The 15,081-nt window shown below is 63.6% G+C and carries 17 protein-coding genes, 1 tRNA gene and 1 pseudogene; 15 read left to right on the top strand and 4 right to left on the bottom strand.

What is annotated here, in order from left to right; genetic code table 11:
• Positions 1-45: 45 nt before the first annotated feature.
• Positions 46-845: pseudogene (locus AC0L3P_RS12435) on the bottom strand (IclR family transcriptional regulator).
• A gap of 131 nt (positions 846-976) precedes the next feature.
• Between AC0L3P_RS12435 and AC0L3P_RS12430 the strand changes: the two are divergent.
• From AC0L3P_RS12430 to AC0L3P_RS12405, 6 genes are read left to right on the top strand one after another with little or no spacing between them, the layout of a single operon-like run.
• Entirely contained in the window at positions 977-1,942 is a 966-nt protein-coding gene (locus AC0L3P_RS12430; protein ID WP_473302056.1) for a Bug family tripartite tricarboxylate transporter substrate binding protein, read from the top strand.
• Between the two features lie 3 nt (positions 1,943-1,945).
• Positions 1,946-2,563 carry a flavin reductase family protein gene (locus AC0L3P_RS12425; protein WP_473302055.1) on the top strand — a complete coding sequence of 206 codons (618 nt, stop codon included), beginning with the start codon at positions 1,946-1,948 and terminating at the stop codon, positions 2,561-2,563.
• A 43-nt stretch (positions 2,564-2,606) separates the two neighbouring features.
• Entirely contained in the window at positions 2,607-3,467 is an 861-nt protein-coding gene (locus AC0L3P_RS12420) for a fumarylacetoacetate hydrolase family protein (RefSeq protein WP_473302054.1), read from the top strand.
• A gap of 3 nt (positions 3,468-3,470) precedes the next feature.
• On the top strand, positions 3,471-4,274 hold the full coding sequence (gene hpaH, locus AC0L3P_RS12415) for a 2-oxo-hept-4-ene-1,7-dioate hydratase (RefSeq protein ID WP_473302053.1): 804 nt from the start codon (positions 3,471-3,473) through the stop codon (positions 4,272-4,274).
• Positions 4,275-4,299: 25 nt separating this feature from the next.
• Positions 4,300-4,692, top strand: coding sequence for a RidA family protein (locus AC0L3P_RS12410; protein ID WP_473302052.1), 393 nt, complete (start codon positions 4,300-4,302; stop codon positions 4,690-4,692).
• A gap of 13 nt (positions 4,693-4,705) precedes the next feature.
• Positions 4,706-5,581, top strand: coding sequence for an amidohydrolase family protein (locus AC0L3P_RS12405; RefSeq protein ID WP_473302051.1), 876 nt, complete (start codon positions 4,706-4,708; stop codon positions 5,579-5,581).
• A gap of 140 nt (positions 5,582-5,721) precedes the next feature.
• On the opposite strand, the gene AC0L3P_RS12400 is transcribed toward AC0L3P_RS12405, so the two are convergent.
• Complete coding sequence (locus tag AC0L3P_RS12400) at positions 5,722-6,729, bottom strand: LLM class flavin-dependent oxidoreductase (RefSeq protein WP_473302050.1); 1,008 nt, start codon at positions 6,727-6,729, stop codon at positions 5,722-5,724.
• A 229-nt stretch (positions 6,730-6,958) separates the two neighbouring features.
• Between AC0L3P_RS12400 and AC0L3P_RS12395 the strand changes: the two genes are divergently transcribed.
• The 4 genes from AC0L3P_RS12395 (at position 6,959) to AC0L3P_RS12380 (ending at position 9,358) form a co-directional block, all read left to right on the top strand.
• Positions 6,959-7,381, top strand: coding sequence for an MgtC/SapB family protein (locus AC0L3P_RS12395; RefSeq protein WP_275174002.1), 423 nt, complete (start codon positions 6,959-6,961; stop codon positions 7,379-7,381).
• A 153-nt stretch (positions 7,382-7,534) separates the two neighbouring features.
• Entirely contained in the window at positions 7,535-8,023 is a 489-nt protein-coding gene (locus tag AC0L3P_RS12390; protein ID WP_473302049.1) for a peptidase associated/transthyretin-like domain-containing protein, read from the top strand.
• An 11-nt stretch (positions 8,024-8,034) separates the two neighbouring features.
• Positions 8,035-8,664 carry a ferric reductase-like transmembrane domain-containing protein gene (locus AC0L3P_RS12385; protein ID WP_473302048.1) on the top strand — a complete coding sequence of 210 codons (630 nt, stop codon included), beginning with the start codon at positions 8,035-8,037 and terminating at the stop codon, positions 8,662-8,664.
• Positions 8,665-8,854: 190 nt separating this feature from the next.
• The gene (locus tag AC0L3P_RS12380) at positions 8,855-9,358 is read left to right on the top strand and encodes a Crp/Fnr family transcriptional regulator (RefSeq protein WP_473302095.1); all 504 of its coding nucleotides are present in this window, start codon (positions 8,855-8,857) and stop codon (positions 9,356-9,358) included.
• Positions 9,359-9,535: 177 nt separating this feature from the next.
• Here AC0L3P_RS12380 and AC0L3P_RS12375 read toward each other — a convergent pair whose 3' ends face one another.
• Positions 9,536-9,940 (bottom strand): VOC family protein, encoded by a 405-nt coding sequence (locus AC0L3P_RS12375; RefSeq protein WP_275173994.1) that lies wholly within the window; start codon positions 9,938-9,940, stop codon positions 9,536-9,538.
• 159 nt (positions 9,941-10,099) lie between these two features.
• On the opposite strand from AC0L3P_RS12375, the gene AC0L3P_RS12370 reads away from it, so the two are divergent.
• Together AC0L3P_RS12370 and AC0L3P_RS12365 are read left to right on the top strand one after the other, a co-directional pair.
• Positions 10,100-10,429, top strand: a complete 330-nt coding sequence (locus AC0L3P_RS12370; protein WP_275173992.1) for a hypothetical protein — start codon at positions 10,100-10,102, stop codon at positions 10,427-10,429.
• A 117-nt stretch (positions 10,430-10,546) separates the two neighbouring features.
• Entirely contained in the window at positions 10,547-11,413 is an 867-nt protein-coding gene (locus AC0L3P_RS12365; protein WP_473302047.1) for a hypothetical protein, read from the top strand.
• 715 nt (positions 11,414-12,128) lie between these two features.
• On the opposite strand, the gene AC0L3P_RS12360 is transcribed toward AC0L3P_RS12365, so the two are convergent.
• Positions 12,129-12,203 (bottom strand) — tRNA-Thr (locus AC0L3P_RS12360).
• Positions 12,204-12,518: 315 nt separating this feature from the next.
• Between AC0L3P_RS12360 and AC0L3P_RS12355 the strand changes: the two genes are divergently transcribed.
• From AC0L3P_RS12355 to AC0L3P_RS12345, 3 genes are all read left to right on the top strand, one after another.
• Positions 12,519-12,731, top strand: coding sequence for a hypothetical protein (locus AC0L3P_RS12355; protein ID WP_275173986.1), 213 nt, complete (start codon positions 12,519-12,521; stop codon positions 12,729-12,731).
• A gap of 27 nt (positions 12,732-12,758) precedes the next feature.
• Positions 12,759-14,465, top strand: coding sequence for an FAD-dependent oxidoreductase (locus AC0L3P_RS12350; RefSeq protein ID WP_275173984.1), 1,707 nt, complete (start codon positions 12,759-12,761; stop codon positions 14,463-14,465).
• A gap of 213 nt (positions 14,466-14,678) precedes the next feature.
• Positions 14,679-14,987 carry an EthD family reductase gene (locus AC0L3P_RS12345; RefSeq protein WP_007615494.1) on the top strand — a complete coding sequence of 103 codons (309 nt, stop codon included), beginning with the start codon at positions 14,679-14,681 and terminating at the stop codon, positions 14,985-14,987.
• Positions 14,988-15,081: the final 94 nt, after the last annotated feature.

The raw sequence follows: 15,081 nt of genomic DNA, 5'->3' as shown, positions 1-15,081 counted from the left end.
TGTGCCACAAAACGGCGCGCGAAGTCAGCCCATTGACAGCGTTGTCTAACCCCGGATCGCCTGCTCGATCATCCGCGCCTCTCGCAGCAGGATCTCCGCGACCTCCTGTTCGCGGCGTGGGCCGAGCCTCGTGCGAACGGCGGAGACGGTCATCGCGGCAGCGGGGCGGCCGTCCGGGGTCTTGATCCAGGTGGAGATCGATTTCGTGCCCTGCACGAGACCAATTTCCCTCATACCGTACCCCAGCCGTCTTGCGGCGGTGACCTGGCCCAGCACCGTCGCAGCGTCGGTCCGATAGGCCTCGAATCGCTTCTCATTGGCTGCGACGATTTTGCGCGCTTCCTGGGCCGGCATCGCGGCGAGAATGGCGACGCCTGCGCTGGAGACGCCGAGCGGCCGGCGCGCGCCGACTTCGATCGACAGCACCTGGATCGGATAGATGCCGATCCTGCGATCGACGCACAGCGTGTCGTTGCCGGTCCGAACCGTCAGGAACAGCGTGTCGCCGATCTCGGTGGAGGCGCGTTGCAGCGACGGATTTGCGGCGATCAGCAGCCGCGACGGCCGGGCCCGTGCGAGCGCGAGCTCCGGCACCTGGTTGCCGATCGCGTAGCGCCCGGTTTTGTCGTGTCGTTCGACTATGCCTTCCTCGATCAGCACGTGGACGATGCGGTGCACGGTCGGGCGGGTGAGGCCGGTGGCCCGCACCACTTCGGCCAGCGGGACGCCGTCTTCGCGGCCGGCGGCGAGAATGCGCAACACCGCGAGTGCGCGCCGGATCGCCTGTGCGCCCTGTCGCGGCTCCGTCATGCGCGGGTGGATTTCGCGGAAGTCGTGTTGTCCATAATATGGACAAGAACGCCACAATTCACTCGACAGGTAAAGCGCGCATCTGGAGATTGCACTCCGAATCGAGATGCCGTGTACGAATTCAGGCAAATCGACGTAAAATTGGAAGCGCCGCCGGGAGGTTAACATGAGATTAATCTGGATTGCCATAGCTGCCGCAGCGGCGATGTTGACGGGACCGGCGTCGGGCCAGCAATGGCCGTCGCGCAACGTCAAGCTGATCGTGCCCTATCCGGCCGGCGGCAATGTCGACAGCGCCGCGCGCATTATCGCCGACAAGCTCCAGGAAAAGCTCGGCCAGCCCTTCATCATCGAGAACAAGGCGGGTGCCGGCGGCATGATCGCGGGCGAGGCCTTCGCGAAATCCGCGCCCGACGGCTACACGCTGTTCGTCGGCGCCAACGGCCCGGTGCTGTTCGCGACCGAAATCAACAAGCGCGACGTCTACAGCTGGAAGAAGGACTTCCTGCCGATCACGACGATCTCGATGACGCCGCTGGTGCTCGAGGTTCATCCTTCCGTGCAGGCGACGAATTTCAAGGAATTCATCGACCTCGCCAAGCGCGAGCCCGGCAAGCTGACGATGGCCTCGCCCGGTCCCGGCACCACCAACCATCTGCTCAGCGAGCTGATGCAGTCCAGCCTCGATCTGCAATGGGTCACCGCGCACTATCGCGGCAATGCGCCAGCGGTCAACGATCTGCTCGGCGGGCAGGTGCAGTTCGCGTTCGACCAGCTCACGGTGAGCCTGCAGCATATCAAGGCCGGCCTGTTCCGGGCGCTGGCCGTCACCAGCCCGCATCGCCTGAAGTCGCTGCCCGACGTGCCGACTTTCGCCGAGCTCGGCTACAAGGACTTTGACGGCCAGACCTTCACCGGCCTGTTCGCACCGGCAGGCACGCCGGCGCCCGTGATCGACAAGCTGCACGAGGCGCTGACCGCGATCCTGAAGGACCCGGCCGTGGTCGACAAGTTCGAGAAGCTCGGTGGGGAAGCTGTCGCGATGACGCCGGACGAATTCAAGGCCTATCTCGCGCGCGAGGACGCCAAATGGATTCCGATCGTGCGCAAGGCCAACATCAAGGCGGATTGATCGATGCGGATCGACCCCAGCGAGCTCGGCGCCGAGCGCATCTACCGGCTGATGACCGGCATCGTGGTGCCGCGTCCGATCGCCTGGGTGACGAGCCTGTCGCGCTCAGGCGTGCTCAACCTCGCGCCGTTCAGCGCCTTCACCTTCGTCTCGCAGAAGCCGCCGATGCTGGCCATCAGCGTCGGCCGCAAGGGCGCCGACTACAAGGACACCGCGCACAACATTCTGGACACCGAGGAATACGTCATCCACATCGCCGATACCCCATTGATGCAAGCCGTGCACGATTCGTCGGTCGAGCATCCGCCTGAGATCAGCGAGGTCGCGGAGCTCGGGCTGGAGACGATCGCGAGCGAGCGCATCAAGGTGCCGCGGCTCAGCATCGCACCGGTTGCGATGGAATGCCGCTTCCGGCAGTGCCTCGAATTCGGCGACGCCCGCAGCCGCCTCATCGTGGGCGAGGTCGTGATGTTCCACCTCCGCGACGGCCTCGTGAACGACGGCAAGGTCGAAACCGCAGCGCTCGATCCGATCGCGCGCATCGGCGGACCGCGCTACGCCCGGCTCGGCGAGATCGTGACGCTGCGCGGCGTGTTCCAGACTCCCAAATCGAAAGACTGAGCGCGCTGCCCCGCGCGCGCCCCAAGACCGTTGGAGAAAAACCATGCGACTCCTAAGTTATCTCGTGGACGGAGAGCCGCGCTACGGTGCCGCCATCGACGGCGGCGTCGTCGACCTGACCCGGCGGATCGGCCGTGACTTCTCCGACGTCAGGGCGCTGATCGCGGCCAATGCGCTGGCCGACGCGCAGGAAGCCGTAGCCGGACAAAAGCCGGACTACGCACTCGACGATCTCGTGCTGCTTCCGCCGGTGCTGGCGCCGGAAAAGCTCTGGTGCATCGGTGTCAATTACGCCGAGCGCAATGCGGAGTATAAAGACAGCTCCGACCTGCCCAAATATCCCAGCCTGTTCGTGCGCAGCATGTCCTCGATGACAGGCTCCGGTCAGCCGCTGGAGAAGCCTGAGATCTCCGATCAGCTCGACTACGAAGGCGAGCTCGTCATCGTGATCGGCCAGGGTGGCCGGCACATCCCGCGCGAAAAGGCCTGGTCCTACATTTTCGGCATGACGCTGTGCAACGAGGGCACGATCCGCGACTGGCTGCGCCACGGCAAGTTCAATGTCACGCAAGGCAAGAATTTCGACCGCTCCGGCAGCATCGGTCCGTGGATCGTCACATCGGACGAGCTCGACCCGCGCGGGCCTCATGACATCGTCACGCGCGTGAACGGCGAGGTGCGGCAGCAGGACACCACCGAGCGGCTGATGTTCCCGTTCGATTTTCTGATCTCCTATCTCTCGACCTTCGCAACCCTCAAGCCCGGCGACATGATCGTGACGGGCACGCCGACCGGGGCAGGCGCCCGCTTCGACCCGCCGCGCTGGCTGACAGTCGGCGATGTCGTCGAGGTCGAATCCGGCCGCATCGGCGTGCTGCGCAATACCGTGGCCGCGGAGAGTTAAACCATGCTGGATACTCCCACGATCGAACGCCTTGCCGCGCGCCTCGACGAGGCCGAGCGCACCAAGACGCTGATCACGATGTTCACGAAAGATTATCCCGATTTCAGCATTGAGGATGCCTATGCCGTTCAGCGCGCCTGGACCAAGCTCCAGCTCGGTCGCGGCCGGGTCATCAAGGGCCACAAGATCGGCCTGACCTCGAAGGCGATGCAGAACGCGGTCGGGATTTCCGAGCCCGACTACGGCGTGCTGTTCGCCGACATGTTCTATGCCGATGCCACGCCGATTCCGTTCGACCGCTTCCACGCGCCGCGAATCGAGGTCGAGCTCGCTTTCGTGCTGAAGGCGCCGCTGCGCGGGCCCGATTGCACCATCTTCGACGTGCTCAACGCCACCGATTACGTGACCCCGGCGCTGGAGATTCTGGAGACGCGCATGCACCGCGTCGATCCCGAGACCGGCAAGGCGCGAAAGGTCATGGACACGATCTCGGACAACGCGGCGAACGCCGCGCTGGTGCTCGGCGGCCGGCCGTTCCGTCCGATGGATGCGGACATGCGCTGGATCGGCGCGCTGCTGTTCCGCAACGGCGAGGTCGAGGAAACAGGGCTTGCCGCCGGCGTGCTCAATCATCCCGCCAATGGCATCGCCTGGCTCGCCAACCGCCTTGCGCCGCATGACGAACATCTGGCCGCCGGCGAGGTGGTGCTGGCCGGATCGTTCACGCGTCCGGTCGACATCCGCCGCGGCGACACTTTTCATGCCGATTATGGCGCGTTCGGCTCGGTGTCGTGCCAGTTCGTCTGAACCAATAACCAAGAGGGAGCGCATCATGACCGGTCACACGCGGCGCAAGAGCATCCATATCGGCGGCTTCAAGCATGCCAATCCGATTCCGAACGCCTGCCGCATCGGCAATCTCGTGATGTCCGGCGTCATCCTGGGCCGCGATGCGGCTGGCGCGATGCCCGAGAGCCTGGACGCGCAATGCGCCAACATGTTCGCGCATATGAAGGCGACGGTCGAGGCCGCCGGCGGCACCACGGACGACATCATCAAGATGACGGTGTGGCTGAAGGACCGTACGCAGCGCGGGCCGGTCAATGTCGAGTGGCTCAAAATGTTTCCGGACGAGCATTCACGCCCGGCGCGCCACGCGCTGCCGATGGACAACATGGACGGCGGCGCGCTGGTGCAGTGCGACTTCACCGCCGTGATCGACTGAGGGAGTTTTGCGTATGCCGACCTATCTGCCGTTCGATCCCAACCCGCGCCGCCCGATCAAGGCGCCGCCGCCCAAAACCGTCGACAGCCAGTTTCACGTGCTGGGCCCCATTGACAAATATCCGGAGCGTCCCGGCGCGGCCTATCGGATGCCGACCGCGACCTGGGAAGCGGCGCTGCGCGTGCACAAGACGCTCGGCATCGAGCGCGGCATCATCGTGCAGACCACCACCTATGGCGCCGATCACGCCGTCGTGCTCGACGGCCTCGCCGCGATGGGCCCGAACTATCGCGGCTGCGCCAACGCGCTGGTGTTCGCCGAGGCGAACGACGCTTATCTCGCAAAACTGCATGACGCCGGCGTCCGTGGCGCGCGCTTCAGCTTCCGCCAGGAGCTCGGCGCCGTGCTGTCGGATGCCGATTTCGCTCGCGCCATTGCGCGCATCCGCGAGCTCGGCTGGTACGTCAAGATCCAGCCCGAGAAGGACGGCATCGTCTCCAGCGTCGCCAAATACGAGAATCTCGACGTGCCCGTGCTGATCGACCACATGGCGCGGCCCGATCCGGAAGCCGGCAGCAACGATCCGAATTTGCGCAAGATGCTCGAGCTGCTCGCCAAGGGCAATTTCTGGGTGATGCTGTCGCTCGGCGAGAAGACCTCGAAGCTCGGCCCACCCTACGATGACGTCATCCCGATCGCGCGCGCCTATATCGAGGCGGCGGTCGACCGCTGCGTCTGGGCCAGCGACTGGCCGCATCCGGTCTCGGTCAAGCAGCCGCCCAACGACGCCGACCTGCTGGAGTTGATGTACCGCAACGCGCCTGATCAGACGGAGCTGGAGAAGATCTTGGTGCACAATCCGGCAAAGCTGTTCGGCTTTCCGGATTGAGGGGAGAGCGGGCACCAAGGCTTCCACAACGTCATGGCCGGGCTAGTCCCGGCCATCCACGCGTCGCCACGCGGCACTAAGAACGTGGATGCCCGGGACAAGCCCGGGCATGACGACCTCGTGAACTGCACCCACTGCGCTCACGCGGCCGGCTGTGAAGCCAGCCTGTCGCGCACCCCAGCCGCAATCTCGAACGAGCGCAGGCGCGCGGCGTGGTCGTAGATCTGGCCGGTGGTCATCAATTCGTCCGCGCCGGTCTCCACGATCAGCGCCTTCAGCTTCTGCTCGACCACGGCAGGCGAGCCGACCGCCGAGCAGGACAGCGACTGGCCGACCATCGCCTTCTCGGCCGGCGACCACAGCGCGTCCATGTCGTCGACCGGCGGCGGCAGCGGGCCGGGCGTGCCGCGGCGCAGATTGATGAACTGCTGCTGCAGCGATGAGAACATGCGCTGCGCGTCCGCGTCGCTGTCGGCGGCGAACACGTTGACTCCGACCATCGCGTAGGGCTTGTCGAGCTGCGCCGAGGGCTCGAACCGCGCGCGATACTCCCGCAGCGCCGGCATCATCATCTGCGGCGCGAAGTGCGAGGCGAACGCGAACGGCAGGCCGAGCATGCCTGCGAGCTGCGCGCCAAAGGTGCTGGATCCCAGGATCCACAGCGGCACCTTCGTCCCCATGCCCGGCACGGCGCGGATGGTCTGGTTCGGCTGCACGTCGCCGAGCAGCGCCTGCAACTCCAGCACGTCCTGCGGAAAATTCTCGGAGCTGGTGGCGAGATCGCGCCGCAGCGCCCGCGCGGTGAACTGGTCGGTGCCTGGCGCGCGGCCGAGCCCGAGATCGATCCGCCCGGGATAGAGCGAGGCCAGCGTGCCGAACTGCTCGGCGATGACCAGCGGCGAATGGTTCGGCAGCATGATCCCGCCGGACCCGACCCGGATCGTTTTTGTCCCGCCCGCGACATGCCCGATCACCACCGACGTCGCCGCGCTCGCGATGCCCGTCATGTTGTGATGCTCGGCCAGCCAGAAGCGCTTGTAGCCCCAGGCTTCCGCATGCTGGGCGAGATCGAGCGAATCGCGAAATGCCTGTGATGCGTCTCCGCCCTGACGGATGGGAGCGAGGTCGAGTACGGAGAAAGGGATCATGGGCGGGTCCGGACGGCGCGTGCGATGGGAACGTGGACTCGACATGTAGGAGCCGGCCGCAGGAATACCAGCCGAAGCGATCATTGTGCTGCGCCGCCTCCTTACGCGGAGGCGAAGTCCTCGCTGCTGATGCATGCGGCAAATCCGCCTGCACTGAAACCGCGGGCCGCATTGCGGCGTTGCCGGCCGGTTTGGTCAATGGCGACGATTTTCATTTCGGGGGCTTTCTTTGGATAGATTCAACATCGGCGTTCATGTCGTTGCGCTGGCTGCGGCCTTCGCGCTCGCCGTTCCCATTGGCTGGGACCGCGAGAAGCGGGCGCGCAGCGCGGGCTTGCGCACCTTTCCGCTGGTCGCAATGGCAAGCTGCGGCTTCGTGCAGGCCAGCGAAAGCCTGCTCGTGCATTCGCCTGACGGGATGGCAAAGGTGATCGAGGGCCTCATCACCGGCATCGGCTTCATCGGCGGAGGCGCGATTCTCAAGCAGGGAAATTCGGTACAGGGCACCGCGACGGCCGCGAGCCTCTGGGCGACCGGCGCCATCGGCGTCTCCGTCGGGCTCGGCGCTTACGATGTCGCGGTGACGGTCGCCGTATTCACGTTCTTGACGCTTCGCTTGTTGACGCTGGTCAAGGAAGACGACGATCATTGATGCATATGCGGGCGGCCTGCACCCCGTTCACAACACCGTCATTGCGACCGATCATGCGCCCTGCCTCCACTGGGCGCCTCGCGCTGGTTGTTGTATCCTTGCCGCAGCAAATCGCATGGTCGCCAAATCGCACGGTCACAAGGAGGAATTGACATGACCTCGGTCGTACTCAGCCGCCGTAACCTCCTCGTCGCCGGCGGTTCCATCCTGGCAGCCGGAACATCAGGGCTGCTGTTGCCGGCCCGCGCGGACGGCCTTGCACCGACCGAAACGATGTCGGGCGGGGCGAACAATTACCGCAAGGGCGCGGCGATCGTGGAGCGGATCGGCAAGGGCGGCTTCTGGATGAGTGGCACCGTCCGCCGCGCCGGCGACGGGGCTCCACTGGCTGGGCAGCGCATCCAGATCTGGGCGCACACCACCGAAGGCCAAGAGCACGAGCCGCAGAGCCATGGCGCCACGCTCACCGACAAGGACGGCAAGTTCCGGCTCGAGATGCCGCAGATCATTCCCATCTTCGGCCAGCCGCATGGCCACCTCGCCTATGACAGCGGCGAGTTCAAAACAGTCTTTCTGCGGCCGGTGATGCGGAGCGCAAAGGAAACCAGCCTTGAGGCGCACTTCGTCCTGCAGGCGGCCTGATCGCATTGGAGATGAAGGGGCGGAGATCGGCCCGGGCACCCGTGATCTGGGCCGTCCTTGCCCTGGCCATCGGCGTGCCGATCGCGCTCGCTGCGGGAAGCGAGCAGCTCGCATGGCGCGGCCCGGTCTACATCCTCGCCGGCTTCGCCGGGATCATTGCGCTCGGTCTCGTGCTCGTTCAGCCCCTGCTGATCGGCGGATATCTGCCGGGCCTGTCGGCCTATCGCGGCCGGCGCGCCCATCAGTGGATCGGCGGCGCGCTCGCTCTGGCGATGGTGATCCATGTCGCCGGCCTCTGGATCACCAGTCCGCCCGATATGATCGACGCTCTGACCTATACCTCACCGACGCCGTTCTCCCCCTTCGGCGTGACCGCCATGTGGGCCATCTTCATCGTCGCGCTTCTGGCGCCACTCCGCCGGCGATTGGGCCTGCGGCTTCGCACCTGGCGCATCGTCCATATTCCGCTCGCGATCGTCATCGTCGCAGGCAGCGTCGCCCATTGCCTGCTGATCGAGGGAACGATGGAGACAATCTCGAAGGCGGCGCTTTGCGCAGCTGTGCTTGCGGCGACCGTCAAGGTCATGGTTGATCTCTGGCGAAAGCGAACGTTGCGCGGCGAGACTGCTGCGCGGCAGTGACATGGCCAGATTAGGGTTCGTAGCCCGGATGGAGCAAAGCGAAATCCGGGACGACCGCATCCATAGCCACCGGCCCCGGATTACGCTTGCGCTCCATCCGGGCTACGCCGCCTTTCACACGCGTTGAGCATCGTCAGCGCCGATGTCCGGTCTGCTTGCCGCAGAAGTCGGTGAAGCTTATCCTCACGAGATGGCTGTCAGCGCCCCCGACCTGAAAGCATTCCTGCTCGCCACACCGTTCTTCGGCGGTATCCCGGATCAAAGTCTCGACCTCCTGATGTCGATGCTGGTCGAGTGCCGATTTGATACCGGAGCAACCGTCGTGACGGAGGGCGATCCCGGACGCTCGCTGTTCATCGTCAAGTCCGGCCGGCTGGCGGTGAGCAAACGGGCCAATTCGGGGAGCGTCATCCCGATCTCCGTTCTGGAGCCCGGCGATTTCTTCGGCGAGATGACGCTGATCGAAATGCAGAATCGATCCGCCACGGTGGTCGCGGAGAGTCCGACCGTGCTGTACGAGCTGACGGCCCAGAAGCTCTACGCCTGCTACAAGGCCGATATCCACGCCTATGTGATCGTCCTGCAGAACATCAATCGCGAGCTTTGCCGACGGCTGCGCCGCAGCGACGATCGCTTTGCGGAGCATCAGATGGTGACGAGAAGTGATCAAGTGATAATGCGTAAGGATGGGTAGAGCACTTGCGAACCCGATCATGTTTCGTCACCGTGCATGGCCTTGATGGTTTCGCTTCGCTTTACCCATTTTTGGGCGCTTGTGGTCCTCCGTCGCGCTGAAATGACCGTGCCCGAGCGTGACGGCCATTGGCGGCGGCCGTCCGCATGTCGACGACACGAGCGACCTAGCTGCTCGTCAAGATCGAATCGGCTGCCCGATTCCCAGCAAGTTACCTTCGCTGTCGCGGAACCACGCGCCCCGCTCACCGATCCCCTTGCTGGGGTAATTCCCGGTAATCGCGGCAATTCCATCAACGGTCTTCAAGCCGGGTAGGTCATATTCCTCGAACTCGACTCCCCGCACGCGAAGCTCGCGCACCGTTGCCTCGATATCCTCGACTTCCCAGCCCATCTGTGTGTGCGTGCCGAATGGCAGTCCGGCCGAGATGAATATCGCAAACTCGCCATTCGCACAGACGTAACGGAGTCCACCCTCGCGCTGTTCGACCGGCTCGAGCCCGAGTTTTTCCGAATAGAACGCTCGCGCCCGATCCAGGTCTTTGGCTGGAAGCCGGGTTGCCACCTTCGCGTTCCCAAGCATGCCTCTCCCCTTTTCTTGGTCTTAAGCTCGCGTAGGATGGGCAGAGCACTTGCGAAACCCGTCACCATTCGTCATCGAGCAAGCCTTCCATGGGTTTTCGCTTCGCCGTACCCATCCTACGAACTTCCCGGCACCGTAGGCTTCGAATAGGAAAATAACATGGCTCAAGCCGGAGAAAATGGAAGACTGGCGACGTTCAAGCACCACGCCAAGGTGCACTCCTTCAGACTTAGCACTGCTTTGCTGACTTGGATTTTGCTCGGCGCGACGCTCTTTTACAAGCCTGAGTGGGTCCGATGGGCCCTGCGGACCGGAACGCACGGTATTGAAGCTGTCGGCGATGCGCTTCCTGGCTATTGGGGCGCTCAGGCCGAAATTGTCTTGCGTGAACTCGGTGGTTTCCTTTGGATCCAGATCACGGCCGCGATCCTGTTTGTCAGGTTCGTGTTTTGGCTGATCGGAGCCTCGTGGCGCCGTGGTCGGCGGTAGATCCGGTCAGCTCGCGTAGGATGGGCAGAGCCCTTGCGAAACCCATCATGCTGCGTCGTCGAACAAGGTCTCGATGGGATCGCTTCTCGGACGAGCGCTTAATTGGGAGGAACGACAATGACGCTGGTGGTAGCGTATGCTGGAGCCGATATTTGCTTTATGGTGGGAGATACGCTCCTCAGCCACGAGCACTTTGCACTCAAAGGCGATCTTGGCCCAGTCAACGGCGAATTTCACAGCTTAAAAATACAAATACTGACGGGCGAACTTGCGATCGGATTTGCGGGCAATTTTGATGTCGCTTATTCTGCGGTCGCCGCTTTGAAATTTGCCCTATCTGTTGATCCCACGCTCGATCCCACCGAATGGATCGCTTCTAGAAGCATCACTGACGCTGATTTTCTTGTCCTGAAGAATGGCGTGAGGAAGGAACTATTCGTCATCGAGTCTGCCAACGTTCGACAGGCGATTAACGCGCATATCGGCGACGCCGAGGAGTGGAATAGGTTTCTCCAACTAAAGAAGGAATATAGCGGGGCAACTGAGCGACACACGATCGATGAGAACGGAAGAGTTGTGCAGTCAGACCCAGTGACAAACGGCGAGAAGGAATTCTCGATCGTCTCCGATGCTATGGAAGCACTGTGCTGGGAATGCGTCAGCCGAAAAGAGCCAACTGTCGGAGCAATCAGCGGCTGCGTTGTTCGCGTTGTCGATGCCCGAATTTCAGGACAGCTCGAATACCTTCAAACCGTTGAGGCCTCTCATTTCCCATGGGAGCCATCTGGAGGGTTCATCGTTATGGCATCGAATGAGCCTGAGCGCGGCATTGGAATCTATTTTAGAGTGGGGCAGCGGGGCTTCATTCTTCCTGTCAGTGGCCAGCCGCCGTGCGTCGCTAGCACGGCGGCAACCCTTGAGGCTTTTGTAGATGAAGCCCTCTCCATGTTTGGAATGAAGCTGACTGGCGGGAAGTGGGGTTAACTGTCTGACGCGGGAATTGAAAACCTGATTTTAACCCGTCGGGCAACACACCCGCCTCCCACAGATCCTCGTCAACCCTCCCTCACAAAAATATTCCACTTTACCGAAATTCGGAATCGCAGTATCCGTCCGTCATCCCGGTCCAGGGAGAGGGGCGATCGTCCGTCGTAACGAACGTGGATCGGGGTGCGGTGGACGCGGCAGCGTCGGGCACGAAGGGGGGACCAGGGCGAGATGAACCTCGTGAGGTCTTGTCTAGCGTGCGGACGACCGGCGCCAACGCCCTGCGAAGCCCTTTTGGGCGAAGCAGGACGTGTCCGGCGAAGCCTCTTGGCGAAGCCGGATCGCTGCGTACGGCAAAATCGCGTGGTCCTGGCCGTCGTTGCTACGGTCAAGCCTTGCGGAGATGGATCGGGGCTCAACCGGGTCTTCGTCCATCGCCAATTCGCAAGGCGACGGTGACAAAAGGAACTCGTCGCCGGGGAGAGCGCGGCATAAGCCGTCAACCCACTGCGCAGGGAAGGCCGAGTGTTCGGCGTCACCTGTATGCTGCTGTGCGGTCTCTTTGCGCTACATCTTTGCGCAGCGGACCGCGGGTGCCAGCCGGCACCCGGTCTTCCCTGCGCTCTCTTCACAGAAGAGGGCTACGGAAAAGCAAAACTCGGGCATCCCATGCCGCGAGAAGGCTGCTTCATGCGTGATTTGAGCGAGGGAATGGTGCTGCCAGACAGGATTGAACTGTCGACCTCTCCATTACCAATGGAGTGCTCTACCACTGAGCTACGGCAGCATGTGCTGGGGTAAGAATCGGCCGCCACGAGGGGCCTACCAAGCGGGCCGATATCTGCCACAAGCCCCCCTCCTGTGCAAGCTTGCTAGCTCCGCCAAACCGATAAAATCGGGCCGATATCGAGGCCAAAATGCCTGTTTTGGCTCGAAACGGCCGACTTTCCCCGGATTCGGGTCCGATACCCCCACCCAACTGGCCAGTTGCCGGATGCGCCGGATTCGATCCATTTCGATTTTCGCACGATCGGATCGCGCGGGCCTCTTGAGCTGCCTTATTCCTCGGGCATGCTATCGCCGATCGCTGCAATGGACCCCGATGGCAGACGAGAACGACAAGGGCGACCGACAGGAGTCGAGACAGGCGAGGGCGTCCCGCGACGACCGGCTCAAATCGGCGCTGCGCGAAAACCTGAAACGGCGAAAGATGCAGGCGCGCGAACGGGCCGCAAGTGGCGGCCCCTCGCAGAACGAAGATGATTCCCTAAATGAGGGGACCGCCGGCGAGATGGCCGGCAAGACCGGCGACTAGAATTTTTTGGAGTGCATGGACGTGGCAATGGGGCAGGACGAATCGCAACGACCCGACGGTGACGCGCAGATGTCGCGGTTCACCCGCCCTGAACAGACCTTTCCGACGCTGACATCGGCCGAGATCGAGCGGATGAGACATTTCGGCGAGGTCCGCAACTATACCGATGGGGAATTCCTGTTCGAGACCGGCAAGCCCGGGCCCGGCATGTTCGTCGTGCTGAAGGGCCACGTCGCCATCACCCAGCGCGACGGCCTTGGCCATGTCACCCCATTGATCGACCAGGGGCCGGGGCAATTTTTGGCCGAGCTCAGCCAGCTCTCGGGACGGCCGGCGCTGGTCGACGGCCGCGCCGAAGGCGAAGTCGAGACGCTGCTGTTGCCGCCGGAGCGGCTGCGCGCGCTGCTGGTCGCCGAGGCCGAGCTCGGCGAGCGCATCATGCGCGCGCTGATCCTGCGCCGGGTCAATCTGCTCCAGGGCGGCGTCGGCGGCGTGGTGCTGATCGGCCCGTCGCATTCGGCAGGTGTGGTGCGGCTGCAGGGCTTCCTCACCCGCAACGGCCAGCCGCATCATCTGCTGGATCCCGCGCGCGATCGCGACGCCGCCGACGTCATCGCGCGTTATTCGCCCAAGCCGGACGACTGGCCGCTGGTCGTCACCCCCGATGGTGCGGTGCTGCGCAATCCCGGCGAAACCGAGCTTGCACGCGCGATCGGCATGATCGGCGGCCCGCGCAACGACCGTATCTACGACGTCGCGATCGTCGGCTCCGGGCCGGCCGGGCTCGCCACCGCCGTGTATGCCGCGTCAGAAGGACTTTCCGTCGCGGTGCTCGACACCCGCGCCTTCGGCGGCCAGGCCGGCGCCAGCGCGCGCATCGAAAACTATCTGGGCTTTCCGACCGGAATTTCCGGCCAGGCCCTGACCGCGCGCGCCTTCAACCAGGCGCAAAAGTTCGGCGCGGAAATCATGATCCCGGTGACGGTGAAGTCGCTCGACTGCACGCGCAAGGATGGCGCGTTTTCGGTGGCGCTTGACGGCTGCGACCCGCTGCATTCGCGCGCGGTGGTGGTCGCAAGCGGCGCGCGCTATCGCCGGCCTGAGATCGAGAACCTCGACAAATTCGAAGGCCGCGGCGTCTGGTATTGGGCCTCGCCGGTCGAGGCGAAGCTGTGCGCCGGCGAGGAGGTCGCGCTGGTCGGTGCCGGCAACTCCGCGGGACAGGCCGCTGTTTTTCTCTCGGGGCACGCCAAAAAAGTGCTGATGATCATCCGCGGCGGCGGCCTCGGCGCCAGCATGTCGCGCTATCTCATCGAGCGCATCGAAGCCACGCCGAACATCGAACTGATGTTCAACACCGAGATTACGGCGCTCGAAGGCGACGAGGCCTCGCTGCTGCGGCGCATCCGCTGGAAAAGCCGGCTCTCGAGCGACGAGGATTTTGCCGACATCCGCAATCTCTTCCTGTTCGTCGGCGCCGATCCCGCCACCAACTGGCTCGACGGTTGCGGCGTGACGCTCGATCGCGGCGGCTTCGTCGTGACAGGCGCGCAGTCCGAGCAGAACCAGGGTCGGCTGGTCGCGCCGCTGGAGACCTCGGTGCCCGGCGTTTACGCCGTCGGCGATGTCCGCTCCGGCTCGGTCAAGCGCGTCGGCGGCGCCATCGGCGAAGGCGCGCAGGTCGTTGCCTCCCTGCACGGCTATCTCGGCGACGCCGCAAAACCGGCGCTTTAGTCAAGGACAAGACAAGTAAATGGCAAGTCGATTGAGGCTTGCCATTGCGCGCGTTGATGCAGACTATCTCCTCATCCTGAGGAGCGTGCATCGTGCGCCTCTCGAAAGGATAAAGGCCCAGCGGCAAAAGCCGGGCCTGCATGGTTCGAGACGGCGCTCGCGCGCCTCCTCACCATGAGGATCGACAAAGAAAACGCTTAACGGGAGGACTAAATGGCTGAAATCGTCGTGCTGTACAAAACGCCCACGGATGCTGCGGCCTTCGACAAATATTATGCCGAGACCCACATTCCGCTCGCGAAGAAACTTCCAGGCCTGAAGAAGTACGCCATCAGCAAGGGGCCGGTCGGCTCCCCCGCTGGACCTTCCGGAATCCATCTCGTTGCCATTCTCACCTTCGACAGCACGGCCGACATCCAGGCGGCATTCGCTAGCCCGGAAGGTAAGGCGACCGGCGCTGACGTGCCGAAATTCGCCAGTGGCGGCGCTGACCTCTTGATCTTCGACACCAAGGAAGTGTGAGCCGCGATTCGACGTATGTCGTGTAGCCCGGATGGAGCGTAGCGTAATCCGGGATTCTCGCATGCAAATGCAGCGGCCCCGGATTACGCTACGC

Source organism: Bradyrhizobium sp. WSM4874 (assembly GCF_055811835.1).
Note: the sequence above shows the minus strand (reverse complement) of the source record. Positions and strands in the feature narration are given on the sequence as shown.

What these genes read in the sequence shown, in the direction of transcription:
- AC0L3P_RS12410 (WP_473302052.1), top strand. Translation starts at nt 4,300, where the DNA reads ATGACCGGTCACACGCGGCGCAAGAGCATCCATATCGGCGGCTTCAAG.
- AC0L3P_RS12365 (WP_473302047.1), top strand. Translation starts at nt 10,547, where the DNA reads ATGACGCTGGTGGTAGCGTATGCTGGAGCCGATATTTGCTTTATGGTG.
- AC0L3P_RS12420 (WP_473302054.1), top strand. Translation starts at nt 2,607, where the DNA reads ATGCGACTCCTAAGTTATCTCGTGGACGGAGAGCCGCGCTACGGTGCC.
- hpaH (WP_473302053.1), top strand. Translation starts at nt 3,471, where the DNA reads ATGCTGGATACTCCCACGATCGAACGCCTTGCCGCGCGCCTCGACGAG.
- AC0L3P_RS12425 (WP_473302055.1), top strand. Translation starts at nt 1,946, where the DNA reads ATGCGGATCGACCCCAGCGAGCTCGGCGCCGAGCGCATCTACCGGCTG.
- AC0L3P_RS12380 (WP_473302095.1), top strand. Translation starts at nt 8,855, where the DNA reads ATGGCTGTCAGCGCCCCCGACCTGAAAGCATTCCTGCTCGCCACACCG.
- AC0L3P_RS12345 (WP_007615494.1), top strand. Translation starts at nt 14,679, where the DNA reads ATGGCTGAAATCGTCGTGCTGTACAAAACGCCCACGGATGCTGCGGCC.
- AC0L3P_RS12405 (WP_473302051.1), top strand. Translation starts at nt 4,706, where the DNA reads ATGCCGACCTATCTGCCGTTCGATCCCAACCCGCGCCGCCCGATCAAG.
- AC0L3P_RS12370 (WP_275173992.1), top strand. Translation starts at nt 10,100, where the DNA reads ATGGCTCAAGCCGGAGAAAATGGAAGACTGGCGACGTTCAAGCACCAC.
- AC0L3P_RS12375 (WP_275173994.1), bottom strand. Translation starts at nt 9,940, where the DNA reads ATGCTTGGGAACGCGAAGGTGGCAACCCGGCTTCCAGCCAAAGACCTG.
- AC0L3P_RS12355 (WP_275173986.1), top strand. Translation starts at nt 12,519, where the DNA reads ATGGCAGACGAGAACGACAAGGGCGACCGACAGGAGTCGAGACAGGCG.
- AC0L3P_RS12350 (WP_275173984.1), top strand. Translation starts at nt 12,759, where the DNA reads ATGGGGCAGGACGAATCGCAACGACCCGACGGTGACGCGCAGATGTCG.
- AC0L3P_RS12385 (WP_473302048.1), top strand. Translation starts at nt 8,035, where the DNA reads ATGAAGGGGCGGAGATCGGCCCGGGCACCCGTGATCTGGGCCGTCCTT.
- AC0L3P_RS12400 (WP_473302050.1), bottom strand. Translation starts at nt 6,729, where the DNA reads ATGATCCCTTTCTCCGTACTCGACCTCGCTCCCATCCGTCAGGGCGGA.
- AC0L3P_RS12430 (WP_473302056.1), top strand. Translation starts at nt 977, where the DNA reads ATGAGATTAATCTGGATTGCCATAGCTGCCGCAGCGGCGATGTTGACG.
- AC0L3P_RS12390 (WP_473302049.1), top strand. Translation starts at nt 7,535, where the DNA reads ATGACCTCGGTCGTACTCAGCCGCCGTAACCTCCTCGTCGCCGGCGGT.